This window comes from Pseudomonas sp. v388 (genome assembly GCF_003935425.1).
In the GTDB taxonomy this organism is placed as follows: domain Bacteria; phylum Pseudomonadota; class Gammaproteobacteria; order Pseudomonadales; family Pseudomonadaceae; genus Aquipseudomonas.
The window spans coordinates 33,754-46,148 of sequence record NZ_RHQN01000003.1; the positions used below are offsets into that span (position 1 = coordinate 33,754).

Annotated in this window: 12 protein-coding genes; 2 read left to right on the plus strand and 10 right to left on the minus strand. The window is 63.2% G+C overall.

The genetic code is table 11. The annotated features are described in order from the left end of the window. Window positions 1-37 precede the first annotated feature (37 nt). From murB to EGJ27_RS07765, 10 genes are all read right to left on the minus strand, one after another. A complete protein-coding gene (gene murB, locus EGJ27_RS07720; protein WP_125830145.1) occupies window positions 38-1,057 on the minus strand; it encodes a UDP-N-acetylmuramate dehydrogenase in 1,020 nt (339 codons plus the stop codon). 15 nt (window positions 1,058-1,072) lie between these two features. Then, window positions 1,073-1,837 (minus strand): 3-deoxy-manno-octulosonate cytidylyltransferase, encoded by a 765-nt coding sequence (gene kdsB, locus EGJ27_RS07725; RefSeq protein ID WP_125830146.1) that lies wholly within the window; start codon window positions 1,835-1,837, stop codon window positions 1,073-1,075. After that, window positions 1,834-2,019: a Trm112 family protein gene (locus tag EGJ27_RS07730; protein ID WP_125830147.1), complete on the minus strand. Its 186-nt coding sequence runs from the start codon at window positions 2,017-2,019 to the stop codon at window positions 1,834-1,836. Before EGJ27_RS07730 ends, kdsB begins: the two co-directional genes overlap by 4 nt. Window positions 2,020-2,036: 17 nt before the next feature. Then, window positions 2,037-3,032, minus strand: a complete 996-nt coding sequence (gene lpxK, locus EGJ27_RS07735) for a tetraacyldisaccharide 4'-kinase (protein ID WP_125830148.1) — start codon at window positions 3,030-3,032, stop codon at window positions 2,037-2,039. Beyond that, window positions 3,032-3,463 carry a biopolymer transporter ExbD gene (locus tag EGJ27_RS07740; RefSeq protein ID WP_125830149.1) on the minus strand — a complete coding sequence of 144 codons (432 nt, stop codon included), beginning with the start codon at window positions 3,461-3,463 and terminating at the stop codon, window positions 3,032-3,034. Before EGJ27_RS07740 ends, lpxK begins: the two co-directional genes overlap by 1 nt. Further along, window positions 3,460-4,134, minus strand: coding sequence for a MotA/TolQ/ExbB proton channel family protein (locus tag EGJ27_RS07745; protein ID WP_177522979.1), 675 nt, complete (start codon window positions 4,132-4,134; stop codon window positions 3,460-3,462). Before EGJ27_RS07745 ends, EGJ27_RS07740 begins: the two co-directional genes overlap by 4 nt. 141 nt (window positions 4,135-4,275) lie before the next feature. Further along, window positions 4,276-6,492, minus strand: a complete 2,217-nt coding sequence (locus tag EGJ27_RS07750; protein WP_125830151.1) for a DNA internalization-related competence protein ComEC/Rec2 — start codon at window positions 6,490-6,492, stop codon at window positions 4,276-4,278. A gap of 148 nt (window positions 6,493-6,640) precedes the next feature. Further along, window positions 6,641-7,429 (minus strand): ABC transporter permease, encoded by a 789-nt coding sequence (locus EGJ27_RS07755; RefSeq protein WP_125830152.1) that lies wholly within the window; start codon window positions 7,427-7,429, stop codon window positions 6,641-6,643. Continuing rightward, a complete protein-coding gene (locus EGJ27_RS07760) occupies window positions 7,426-8,358 on the minus strand; it encodes an ABC transporter ATP-binding protein (RefSeq protein WP_125830153.1) in 933 nt (310 codons plus the stop codon). The genes EGJ27_RS07755 and EGJ27_RS07760 overlap by 4 nt, the downstream gene beginning before the upstream one ends. Before the next feature lie 174 nt (window positions 8,359-8,532). Continuing rightward, a complete protein-coding gene (locus EGJ27_RS07765; protein ID WP_125830154.1) occupies window positions 8,533-9,156 on the minus strand; it encodes a glutathione S-transferase family protein in 624 nt (207 codons plus the stop codon). Between the two features lie 164 nt (window positions 9,157-9,320). Between EGJ27_RS07765 and EGJ27_RS07770 the strand changes: the two genes are divergently transcribed. Together EGJ27_RS07770 and EGJ27_RS07775 are read left to right on the plus strand one after the other, a co-directional pair. After that, the gene (locus tag EGJ27_RS07770; protein ID WP_125830155.1) at window positions 9,321-11,768 is read left to right on the plus strand and encodes an acyl-CoA dehydrogenase; all 2,448 of its coding nucleotides are present in this window, start codon (window positions 9,321-9,323) and stop codon (window positions 11,766-11,768) included. 75 nt (window positions 11,769-11,843) lie between these two features. After that, on the plus strand, window positions 11,844-12,254 hold the full coding sequence (locus EGJ27_RS07775) for a PA2817 family protein (protein ID WP_125830156.1): 411 nt from the start codon (window positions 11,844-11,846) through the stop codon (window positions 12,252-12,254). The last annotated feature ends 141 nt before the right edge of the window (window positions 12,255-12,395 follow it).

The window sequence follows — 12,395 nt, forward strand, 5'->3', positions numbered from 1 at the left end:
GGGTCAGTCACAGAGATACAGGCAGATTGGCCTGCTGCTAGTAAAGGTTCGGCTCCATCTCCAGCTCCACGCCGAAACGTTCGCCAATGTCTTGCTGGATGCGCCGTGCCAGATTCAGCAGCTGAGTGCCGCTGGCCTGACCGTAATTGACCAGCACCAGCGATTGCAGCGCATGTACGCCGGCATCACCCTCGCGTAAGCCTTTCCAGCCCGCCGTCTCGATCAACCAGCCTGCCGCCAGCTTTACACCGCCGTCAGCCTGGGGATAGCCCACCACACCAGGATGAGCGCCCTTGATCACGGCGAAGCGCTCGCCGCTGACGACAGGGTTCTTGAAGAAGCTGCCGGCGTTACCCAGCACTGCAGGGTCCGGCAGCTTTTCGCTGCGGATCGCGCTGATTGCCCGACTGACGTGCAGCGGGGACGGCTCCTTGATGCCCATCTCGTCGAGGCGCTGGCGAACCGGCCCGTACTCCAGGTGCAAGCGGGCCACGCGGCTGAGCGAGAAGCGCACCCGCAGGATCAACCAGCGCCCAACCTGCTGCTTGAAGACACTGTCGCGGTAGCCGAATGCACAGTCTTCAAGACCGAATTCCCGCACTTCGCCGCTCTGTCGATCCAGTGCGACGAGACTGTGGAACACATCCTTGATCTCGACCCCGTAGGCACCGATGTTTTGCATGGGTGCGGCGCCGACGGTGCCGGGGATCAGACTGAGGTTTTCCAACCCTGCCAAACCCAGTTCCAGGCACGATTGCACGAACGGATGCCAAGGCTCACCCGCCTCCGCTTCGACGATGGCGTCGGAGCAATCCTCACGCAAGATGCGTATACCCCGGCTGGCCATGCGCAGCACCAGCGCCTGGATGTCCTGGGTCAGCAGCAGGTTGCTGCCGCCGCCGATCACCAGCAAGGGCAGGTCGTGCTCCCGGCTGTAGACCAGCGCATCGAGCACGTCCTGATCGCTGTGCGCCTCGGCGAACTGCGACGCCACGACGTCCACGCCGAAGGTGTTGAAAGGCTTGAGGGAAACTGCCGACTGGATGGTCAGGCTCATGGGCATGTCGCCACGTCAGATCTCCAGCAAGCGCTTGACGCGCTCCAGGTCTTCGGGCGTATCGACGCCAGCGGGAGGTGCCTGGAGGGCGTCGGCCACATGAATGCGAACGCCGTTCCACAAGGCACGCAGCTGCTCGAGGTTTTCGGTGTTTTCCAGCCAGCACGGTCCCCAGCTGACGAAGTCATGCAGAAACCCGACCCGATAGGCATATATGCCGATATGCCGACGGTAAGGAACGCCTGCCGGCAGTTCATCACGGGTCTTGGCCAGCGCGTCCCGGGCCCAGGGCAATGGTGCGCGGCTGAACGTCAGGGCCAGGCCGTTGACGTCGCTGCTGACCTTGACCACGTTGGGATTGAACAGCGCTGCTACATCCTCGATGGGCTCTGCCAGGGTCGAAATACTCGCTTGCGGGTGCGCCGCAAGGTTGGCCGCGACCTGATCGATCACCGCCGGTGGAATCATCGGCTCATCGCCCTGGACGTTGACCACGATGGCGTCCGCCGCCAGGCCCAGTTGCTCGGCCACTTCGGCCAGGCGATCGGTGCCGGAATTGTGATCCTCGCGGGTCAGCACCACGTCGGCGCCGAACGCTTCGCAGGCCTGGACGATGCGCGCATCATCGGTCGCCACCACCACACGCTGGGCGCTGCTTTTACGCGCCTGTTCCCAGACATGCTGAATCATCGGCTTGCCGGCGATCTGCGCCAAGGGTTTGCCCGGAAAGCGGCTGGAGCCGTAGCGCGCCGGAATGACAACGACGAAGGCAGCAGTCATTTTTCCAGACGCTCCTCGGCGGACAGGGTGCGCGCCTCGCTTTCCAGCATCACCGGGATGCCGTCGCGGATCGGGTAGGCCAGGCCTGCGCCCTTGCTGATCAGTTCAGTCTTGTCGGCACTGAGCTTCAACGGCCCTTTGCTGATCGGACAGGCGAGGATGTCGAGTAATTTGGTGTCCATAGGAGATCCTGAAGCAATCAAGGAGAGAAACGGAGCAGCTGTTCATCGAACCAGCGGATGAAAGCGTCGGAAGGAACCGCATCCACTGCCAGATACCACCAGTCATCTGCCGCGAAGGCCCGGCATTTCACCGCGTCCTTCTCGGTCATGACCAGCGGTAATGCAGGCGTGAACGCCAGGGCTTGGGCACTGAAAGACGCATGGTCGGCGAAAGCATGGGCAATGGGTTGCCAGTGTAATCCTTCGAGGGTCTTGAAGAAACGCTGAGGATTGCCGATGCCCGCCACCGCGTGCAGCGCCTGGCCGGCCGGGAAGTGATCCACCGGGCGGCGCTCGCCGCTGCGCAGATGGACCAGCGCCGAAGGCTTGAGGGTAAAGGCATAGCCGTCATCGCGGTCAGCGGTGGCGCCGTTGTAGAGCAAGGCGTCGACACTGTCCAGGCGCTCGACCGGCTCGCGCAAAGGACCGGCCGGCAGACAGCGGCGATTGCCCAGCCCGCGGGCGGCGTCGATCAGCACCAGTTCCAGGTCCCGCGCCAGCCGGTAATGCTGCAGGCCGTCATCGGACAGGATAAGGTCCAGCGCTTCGGCAGCGAGCAACGCCTGCACGGCGCGACTGCGGTCAGGGTCGATCATCAGCGGCACACCGCTGCGTTGCACGATCAACAGCGGCTCATCGCCGGCGTGCGCGGCGTCCTGATCCGGCTGAACCCGCCACGGCAGGCTCGGCGGCCTGGCGCCATAGCCGCGGCTGACCACACCGACCCGCAAGCCCTTGCGGCGGCAGTGTTCGATCATCCACAGGATCAACGGCGTCTTGCCGGTGCCGCCCACGGTAATGTTGCCCACCACCACGACCGGCACCGGCGCACGATAGATATCGCCCTCGCCCGCCAGAAAGCGTTGACGCTTGCCGTTGACCACACGTCGGTAAAGGGATTCAAGGGGACGCAGCAGCCCGAGCGCCGGGTGGCCGGCGTACCAGGCGTCGAGTAAACGGTCGGTCAGTGCCATCAATTAGCCTGTGAGGCCTCGACTGTGGTCATGCGCAGGTGGCTGAAGCCCAGCTTGCCGGCGGCGTCCATGGCCGTGATGACCGACTGGTGCGGGGTCTTGCCGTCGGCGCTGATGGACAGTGGCAGGCTGGTGTCGCCCGCCGACTCACGCTGCAGGGCTTCGATCAGGGTGTCCAGGTCGTTTTTCGGCAGCAGCTGGTTATTCAACGAAAACACGCCATCGGCGTTGATCGCGATGTCCAGGTGCTTGGCGTTCGCGTCGTCGGCCGACGCTCCGGTCACCGCCTGGGGCAGGTCCACCCGCAGCTGAGTCTCGCGGGTGAAGGTGGTGGTGACGATGAAGAACAGCAGCAGGATGAACACCACGTCGATCAACGACACGAGGTTGACGTCGATGATCTCCCGCGGTCTGCGACGACGAAACTTCACTTCTTCTTGCCCCCGCTGCGGGCCAGAGCCTTGAGATCGACCTTGGGATTGAGCAGGTCGACTTCACGGTCGCCCTGCACCACCTCGACCAGACGAATGGCCTGTTGCTCCATGCCGACCACCAGTTCGTCGACCCGGCCCTGCAGGAACCGGTGGAAGAAGATCGCCGGAATCGCCACGATCAGCCCCGAAGCCGTGCAGATCAGCGCCTTGGAAATGCCGCTGGCCAGCGCGCCCGCATTGGCAGTCGCGCCGGTGCTGTTGAACGAGCCGAAGATGTCGATCATGCCCAGTACCGTACCCAGCAAACCGAGCAGCGGTGCCATGGCGGCGATGGAGCCCAGCGCGCTCAGGTAACGCTCCAGCTCGTGGATGACCCGGGCAGCGGCTTCTTCGATGCACTCTTTCATGATCTCGCGACCATGCTTGGAGTTCGCCAGCCCGGCTGCCAGGATTTCACCCAGCGGCGAGTCGGCGCGCAGCTCCTTGAGCTTTTCGCTGTCCAGCTTGTTGTCCTGAATCCACTGCCAGACCTGCCCCAGCAAGTGCGGCGGCGTGATGCGGCTGGCGCGTAGCGTCCAGAGCCGTTCGATGATGATGCCGGCAGCGGCGATGGAACTCAAAATGATCGGCAGCATCATCCAGCCGCCCGATTTGACCAGCTCCCACACAGTGACGCCTCCCGCAAAAAATTGGCGCCACTCTAGCATAGGGTCGGCGACTGTCCGAAGCCCGAGATCAACATCCATGCCTGAAGGCGAGAAAAGTGCTTTTCCTGGGCCAGTCGCCAGTATTGTCCGCTGCCGCCTCCTTCAGTCTCGCCAGAAGCGTCGTTCGGCCTGCTGCGCACGCGGCCGGCTGAAGGTTCCCAGGCTCAGGTGAATGGCCCCCAGTTCCGCGCTGTCATAGCTGGCGATTTTCAACCAGCGATAACGGGACATGACCAGCGGGTGCGGATGGCCGAACGAATTGTTGCGCCCGCGGGAGATCAAAACGCCCCTCGGCGCCACGGCGCGCAGAAACATCTGTGACGAGGAAGAGCGGCTGCCATGGTGCGGCGCCTGCAACCAATCGGCGCGCAGGTCGAAGCCGCTGGCCATGGCCGCGCGCTCGACGTTCGCGTCTATATCGCCGGTCAGCAGCAAGCGCTCGCCGTTGGCTTCGACGCTCAACAGGCAGGACGATGGATTGCCCGCAGGCGCCTGTTCCCAGCGCCATGTAGTGAACCGCACGCCATCCCACTGCCAGGACTCATGATTGTTGCAGGCGCGGGCATCGAGTTGCACAGGCAGCTCATGCGGTTCACCGCTGAGCACCCGGCCGACCGGGAATGCCCGATGCACCGCCGCCGCCCCGCCCGCGTGATCGGCGTCGGCGTGACTGAGCAGCATCAGGTCCAGGCGGCGTACAGCGGCCTTGCGCAGGGCCGGCACCACGACTCGCTCGCCGATGTCGAATTCGCCGAAGCGCGGACCGGCGTCATATAAAAGCGTGTGATGCCGGGTACGCAACAGGATCGCCAGGCCCTGGCCGACATCCAGTTGCATCACCTCGACCTGCCCGGCTGGAACCGGCTTGAGAGGCGGAAACACGCACAGCAGCAACAGCGGCCAGCCCAACGGGCGGATCGGCAAGCCGGTCGGCAACAACAGTACCAGGGCGCCCAGCAGACTGAGCACCCAGGCCCAGCCGGGCACAGCGCTCGACAGCCAGGCAGGCGCCCCTGCGGCCACCCACCCCAGAAACACGAACAGACCCTGCAGCGCCCCGCCGGCCAGCCACAGCAAACCCGGCCCCAGCAGCGGAACCGGCAGCAGCAAAGTGCCCGACAGCGCCAGCGGCAAGACAACCAGACTGACCCAAGGCACCGCCAGCAGGTTGGCGATCGGGCCGCTGATGCTGACCGGCAGGTTCAGGGCCAGCAATACCGGCAGCAAGCCGACTGCAATCAGCCACTGGGCTCGGTTCCAGCTCTGCCACCAGCGCCATGCTCCCAGGCGAGCGCCGAAGATCAGCATGAGGATCGCCACCGCCGTGAACGACAGCCAGAAGCCAGGCTGCAAGCTGACCAGTGGTTCGAAGATCAGCACCGCATCGAGTGACAACAGAAACGGCCACAGCACACCCGAATGCCGAAAGCGCAGCCGCCACAACAGCACCACGGCGACCATCACGCAAGCGCGCCGCACCGGCACGTCGAACCCGGCCAGCAGCCCGTAGCCCAACGCCGCCGCCAGGGCCAGACCACAGGCCCACGGCAGCCACGGCAGGGCACGCGGCCACCAGCCCCGACGCGCAAGCCCGGCAATCAATCCATAGACCACCCCCGCCAGCAAGCCGATGTGCTGGCCGGAAATCACCAGCAGGTGCACGGTGCCCGTGTCCTGCAGGACCTGCCAGTCGGCACGCGCAAGGCCGGAGCCATCGCCCAGTACCAGCGCTGCCAGAGCGCCTTGGCGCCCTTGCGCGTCCACCGCCAATAGCCGCTGGCGAATGCTGTCGCGCCAGGCCATGGAAGCCGTTGCCAGTCGCTGGCCATCCGCCACGCTGCCGCTGGCGCCGATGCGCTGGCCCAGCAGCCACGCCTGATAGTCAAACGCATCCGGGTTGAGCAATCCGGCAGGCCGTTTCAACTTGATCGCCAGGCGCCAGCGTTCGCCGCTGCGCACCTGCGGGCCGTCGTACCAGGACACTCGTATCAGCGAAGGCAGCTTCGCCCGCCGGGAAGTGGCCTTGGCCAGTTCGAATCGTACTGCGCCGTCAAGTTGGCTGGGCAAGCCGACGACAAGCCCGGTGACCCACAGCGTTTCACCATCCAGGCGCGGCGGCAGCCGGTCATCCAGCGCTCGCTGTGCCGAGAAACAGGCCCAGGTGAAACCCAGCAGAAAAAGCGCCAGCGGATAGGTGCGAAACGGCAGCAGCATCAAGGCCAGAACCGGCAAAACCAGCAACAGCCAGCCAGGCGGCAGCGCAGGCAACAGACGCAGCGTCAGCAAACCCAAGGCAAGCGCAATCATCCCTGTGCGCATGATCAATCCTTTGAAGCGCAAAGCTTTAAGAATTAGCGCAAGGGATGAAATGGCGCGGGATGGTGTGTTTCAGGGAGTGTACAGGCCGGTACGGATTGCACTGGAGCCCGCAACGGCCTGACTCCGATTCGGGATCAGGTGGCGCTGATTACTGCCGCATCCCCCGCCCGCTCACCAACAGCCTGGCGCAGCCGATGTACAGCGCGATGGTCGCAATGACCATGAAGCCCATGGCGATGCTGATGCGGATGTCGGACACACCCAGGATGCCGAAGCGGAAGGCATTGACCATGTGCAGGACCGGGTTGGCCAGCGAGACGGTCTGCCAGAACGGCGGCAGCAGGTTGATCGAGTAGAACACCCCGCCCAGGTAGGTCAACGGCGTCAGCACGAAGGTCGGGATGATCGAGATGTCATCGAAGTTACGAGCGAACACCGCATTGATGAAGCCCAGCAACGAAAAGATGGTGGCGGTCAGCACCACGACCACGATGGTCACGCCCAGGTGATGCACTTGCAGGTCGGTGAAGAACATCGACAGCAGGGTCACGATGAAACCCACCATCAGCCCGCGCAAGACGCCGCCCAGGGTGTAGCCGACCAGAATGGTGTGCGGCGAGACCGGCGAGACCATCAGCTCTTCGATGGAATGCTGGAACTTGGCGCCGAAAAAGCTCGACACCACGTTGCCGTAGGAGTTGGTGATCACCGACATCATGATCAGTCCCGGCACGATGTACTGCATGTAGGTGAAGCCGCCCATGTCGCCGATCTGCCGGCCGATCAGGTTGCCGAAGATCACGAAGTACAGAACCATGGTGATGGCCGGCGGCAGCAGCGTCTGCGGCCAGATGCGCATGAAACGGCGTACTTCACGGTAAACGATAGTGTTCAGGGCAATCAGGTTGGGGCGCAGCTCGCCGTCATGGGCATTCATAGCGCCACCTTTGCCAGGTTTTTTTCCACCAGGGACACGAACAACTCCTCGAGGCGATTGGATTTATTGCGCAGGCTCAGCACTTCGATGTTCTGCAGTGCCAGCTGGGTAAACAGCGCGGTGATGCCGACACTCTTGTCGACCTGGACTTCCAGGGTATGACCGTCCAGCAGTTTGCACGGGTAGCCGATCAGGTTCGGCGCCGTCTGATGGGAATTTTTCAGGTCCAGCACGAAGGTCTCGACCGTCAGCGTGTTGAGCAGCTGCTTCATGCCCATGTTTTGCACGATCTGGCCGTGGTCGATGATGCCGATGTTACGGCACAGCTGTTCGGCCTCTTCCAGATAGTGAGTGGTCAGAATGATGGTGATGCCTTTCTGGTTCAGCTCGGTGAGAAAGGTCCACATCGAGCGACGCAGTTCGATATCCACGCCCGCAGTCGGCTCGTCGAGGATCAACAGACGCGGCTCGTGAATCAACGCTCGGGCAATCATCAGGCGACGCTTCATGCCGCCCGACAGCGAACGGGAAGGCACATCGCGCTTGTCCCACAAGCCCAGCTGGGTCAGGTATTTTTCGGCGCGTTCCTTGGCGACCTTCATCGGAATGCCGTAATAGCCGGCCTGAGTCACGACGATATCGAAGGTTTTCTCGAACTGGTTGAAGTTGAATTCCTGGGGCACGACACCGATGCAGCGCTTGAGCGCCGCCGGCTCGCGGTCCAGGTCGTGGCCAAAGATGTTCACCGTGCCGCTGGTCTTGTTGACCAGGGTCGAGATGATGCCGATGGTGGTGGATTTACCGGCGCCGTTAGGCCCGAGCAAGGCGAAGAAGTCACCTTCGGCGACGTCCAGATCAATGCCGTTGAGGGCCTGGAAACCGTTGCCGTAGGTTTTGGTGAGCTGCCGGATGGACAGAGCAGAAGACATATCGGAAAAAGTACCCATCAGGAGAAAGGAAGATCGATCGAGCCGCCCGCGGCGACTTGCATGAACGGTCAGGACCACAATGGTGCAAGCCCTGCCCGCCCAAGTACAGACACATCTATTAATAGTAATTATCAAGCGTCGGGACGAAAGGTCGACACGTGACCGGCGACCGGCTCAGCTCAGGGTCGTCATGACCACCTTGCGATAAGCCGGGCGCGCCTTGAGACGTTCGTACCAGGCTTGGAGGTGAGGCAGCGGCGGACGTTCAATCGGCATTTCGAACCAGGCGTAGGCAAAACACCCCAACGGGATATCGCCCATGCCGAATGCCTCGCCGGACAGCCACGGCTGACGCGACAGTGCCTCATCGGCCACCGCCAGCAGCCCGTGCAGTTTCACTACGCCTTCGTTGATCGCGGTCCAGTCCTGCTCGGCGGCCGGAGTGCGCAGCACGCCCCAGAAAACCGGGATGAACGGCGCGGCGATGGTCGAGGTGGTCCAGTCCATCCACTTGTCGGCCTGGGCCCGAACCCTGGCATCCGCCGGATACAGCTCGGTACCGGCGGCATACTGCGCAGCCAGGTAACGGACGATGGCGTTGGATTCCCACAGCACCAGGTCGCCGTCTTCAATCATCGGAATCCGGCCATTGGGATTTTTCGCCCGGTACTCCGGTTCGTCGATCAGCCCGAACGCGCCGCCGGCGTCCCGCGTTTCATAAGGCACTCCGACTTCCTCGGCTATCCATAGCGCCTTGCGCACGTTGCTGGAATTCTTGCGGCCCCAGATTCTGAGCATTGCGTTCCCCTCGCAGTGGTCGTGAAGATTATTCGCTGCACAGTCTACTCCGATACGTTCGCAACTTCCTCGGTCACGCAGGGTCACTATCAAGTCGCTGCGTCCAGTCACCCTCCATGGGGTTTCAGCGCGGCCCGTCCCGCGTTCATCACGGAGGATTGCTTATGCTGTTGTTGTGGATTGTGGTGCTGGTCATCGGCATTGCCTGGCTGGCTCATCGGCGCACCGACCCGTTGCCCGCACTGGGAATCGTCGCGGTCTATCTGCTGGCGATGGGCGTGTTCAGCCATGCGCCGGGCTGGCTGCTGACGATTTTCTGGGTGCTGTGGCTGGCCGTGCTGCTGCCGCTGGCACTGCCGGACCTGCGCCGCAAGCATTTCACCGCACCGATGTTCACCTGGTTCAAGAAAGTCCTGCCGCCGATGTCCGAGACCGAGCGCGATGCCATCGATGCGGGCACGGTCTGGTGGGACGGCGAACTGTTCAGCGGGCGTCCGGACTGGGACAAGCTGCTGGCCTATCCGAAGGTTCAGCTGACGGCCGAGGAACAGGCTTTCATCGACGGGCCGACCGAAGAACTCTGCGCCATGGTCAGCGACTGGGAGATCGGCCAGGCCATGGACCTGCCACCGCAAGCCTGGGCGCACATGAAAACGCATGGCTTTTTCGCCCTCATCATCCCCAAGGAATTTGGCGGTAAAGGTTTCTCTGCCTTCGCTCACTCACAGGTGGCCATGAAGCTGGCGACCCGCAGCGGCGACCTGGCGTCCACCGTGATGGTTCCCAACTCCCTCGGGCCGGCCGAACTGTTGCTGCACTACGGCACCGAAGAGCAACGCCACCACTATCTGCCGCGGCTGGCCCGCGGCGAAGACATTCCCTGTTTTGCCCTGACCGGTCCGCTGGCCGGGTCGGACGCCGGTGCGATGCCCGACACCGGCATCATCTGCAAAGGCCAGTGGCAAGGCGAGGAAGTCATCGGCCTGCGCCTGAACTGGGAAAAACGCTACATCACCTTAGGCCCGGTGGCGACCTTGCTGGGGCTGGCGTTCAAGGCCTATGACCCTGAGCATCTGCTGGGTGACGAACAAGACCTGGGCATCAGCCTGGCGTTGATCCCGACCGACACGCCGGGCGTGAACATCGGTCGCCGCCACTTGCCGCTGGGTGCAGCGTTCATGAATGGTCCCAACTCCGGCAAGGATGTGTTCATTCCCCTGAGCTACCTGATCGGCGGCCAGGACATGCTCGGCAAAGGCTGGATGATGCTGATGAATTGCCTGTCGGTGGGCCGTTCGATTTCCCTGCCGGCGGTGGGCACCGGCGCTGCGAAGTACACCAGCCTGGTGACCGGCCAGTACGCGCAGGTTCGTGAGCAGTTCAACGTGCCGCTGTCGGCCTTCGAAGGCATTCAGGAAGCCCTGGCGCGGATCGGCGGCAATGCCTGGCTGATGGACAGCGCGCGCATGCTGACCGCCAACGCCGTGGACCTGGGCGAGAAGCCCTCGGTGCTGTCGGCAATCCTCAAGTACCACCTCACCGAGCGTGGCCGCGAATGTATCGGCCACGCCATGGACGTGCATGGCGGCAAGGGCATCATCATGGGGCCGAATAACTACCTGGCCCGCAACTGGCAGGGCGCGCCGATCTTCATCACGGTGGAAGGCGCGAACATCCTGTCGCGCAACCTGATGATCTTCGGCCAGGGCGCGATTCGCTGCCATCCGTTCGTCTTGCGGGAAATGGCCTTGGCCGGGCGTGAGGATCAGGACAACGCCCTGGCCGAATTCGACACCTTGCTGCTCAAGCACATTGGTTTTGCGGTCAGCAATGCGGCGAGTACGCTAGTTCTCAACCTGGGCCTGGGTCACTTCGAACGCGCACCGGGCGATGCCCTGAGCCAGGGTTACTTCCGGGCGCTGGACCGTCAGGCGGCGGCGTTCGCCATGCTGGCTGACCTGAGCATGATGTTGCTGGGCGGCGAACTGAAGCGGCGCGAGCGATTGTCGGCACGCCTGGGCGATGTGCTCAGTCATTTGTACCTGGCGTCGGCGGCGCTCAAGCGCTATCACGACCTGGACCAGCCGGAGCACGTGCGCCCGCTGTTCCAGTGGGCAATGGAAGAAAGTCTTGGCGAATCCGAACGGGCACTGGACGAGTTGCTGACCAACTTCCCCAATCGGGTGCTGGGCGCACTGCTGCGGGTCATCGTGTTTCCCCTCGGCCGACGCCACAAAGGGCCGTCGGACAAGCTTGACGCGCAAGTGGCGCAAGTACTGGGGCGCGCCAAGGGCGATCCGGCGCTGGAAGAGTTGTTGAGCGGTTGCTACCGCCCGCAGTCGCCAGACGATGCCGTGGGCGCGCTGCAACATGCCAGCGACCTGCTGACTGCGTCGCTGCCGATCCGCAAGAAGCTGTCCGCAGCGCTCAAGAGCGGCCAGTTGAAACCGTCTGCCGCTGAGCCGGCGATCGAGGCCGCGTTGCGCGAGGGTATATTGCAGCCGGGCGAGGCACAGGCGCTGGAGGCCGCTGAAGGGGCGCGACGCAAGGTCATCGACGTGGATGACTTCGATCCGCAGGAGCTGATCGCAGTGCCCGGCAAGATCCGATAACCGTCAGCTCGTCCCCACAGCAGGCGCGCAGAGCTTTATACTCTCGCGCCTGTTTTCGTATTTGAGGATCACACCATGGCCGACGCCACTCTCGACCACCATCTCAGCCTGCTGGCGCACCTGCGCAGCATTCTGGTCGCGCTGGGCGAGGCCGACCAGGTTCCCGAGCAAAGCCATGCCCTGTTCATGGAGCGGTTCGACGAGCTGATGGAGCAATTGCCGCAGGACCCGATTGAAAGCCAGTACCTGGGCCAGGACATCATTTGCCAGATCATCCAGCGCTACCCGCAGATCGCCCATCTGGTGCCGCGCGACCTGCTGTGGTTCTTCGCCGGCGATTGCCTGCACTTCATGCCCGATGATGAAATCGAGCTGTACCAGGCGCTGGAAGAACGTCGCTACGAGGCCGAACAGAACGACGAACCGTTCGACTGGCACCAGGAAAAGCAGCTGTTGGCGATGGCGGCACAGGGTAGCAAGCACTGATACCTGCTTCGCGCCCACCGGATCGGCGCCGGACCTGTGGGAGAGAGCTTGCTCGCGACGACATCTTTACAGATGTCACAAATGTCGCGTCTGGACCAGCCAGGTCACGGGCAAGCCTCCTCCCCACAAAGGCCGTCCGTG

Coding starts and splice junctions, on each gene's coding strand:
- EGJ27_RS07730 (WP_125830147.1), bottom strand. CDS start 2,019: ATGGACACCAAATTACTCGACATCCTCGCCTGTCCGATCAGCAAAGGG.
- EGJ27_RS07760 (WP_125830153.1), bottom strand. CDS start 8,358: ATGTCTTCTGCTCTGTCCATCCGGCAGCTCACCAAAACCTACGGCAAC.
- murB (WP_125830145.1), bottom strand. CDS start 1,057: ATGAGCCTGACCATCCAGTCGGCAGTTTCCCTCAAGCCTTTCAACACC.
- EGJ27_RS07750 (WP_125830151.1), bottom strand. CDS start 6,492: ATGCGCACAGGGATGATTGCGCTTGCCTTGGGTTTGCTGACGCTGCGT.
- EGJ27_RS07770 (WP_125830155.1), top strand. CDS start 9,321: ATGCTGTTGTTGTGGATTGTGGTGCTGGTCATCGGCATTGCCTGGCTG.
- kdsB (WP_125830146.1), bottom strand. CDS start 1,837: ATGACTGCTGCCTTCGTCGTTGTCATTCCGGCGCGCTACGGCTCCAGC.
- EGJ27_RS07775 (WP_125830156.1), top strand. CDS start 11,844: ATGGCCGACGCCACTCTCGACCACCATCTCAGCCTGCTGGCGCACCTG.
- lpxK (WP_125830148.1), bottom strand. CDS start 3,032: ATGGCACTGACCGACCGTTTACTCGACGCCTGGTACGCCGGCCACCCG.
- EGJ27_RS07765 (WP_125830154.1), bottom strand. CDS start 9,156: ATGCTCAGAATCTGGGGCCGCAAGAATTCCAGCAACGTGCGCAAGGCG.
- EGJ27_RS07755 (WP_125830152.1), bottom strand. CDS start 7,429: ATGAATGCCCATGACGGCGAGCTGCGCCCCAACCTGATTGCCCTGAAC.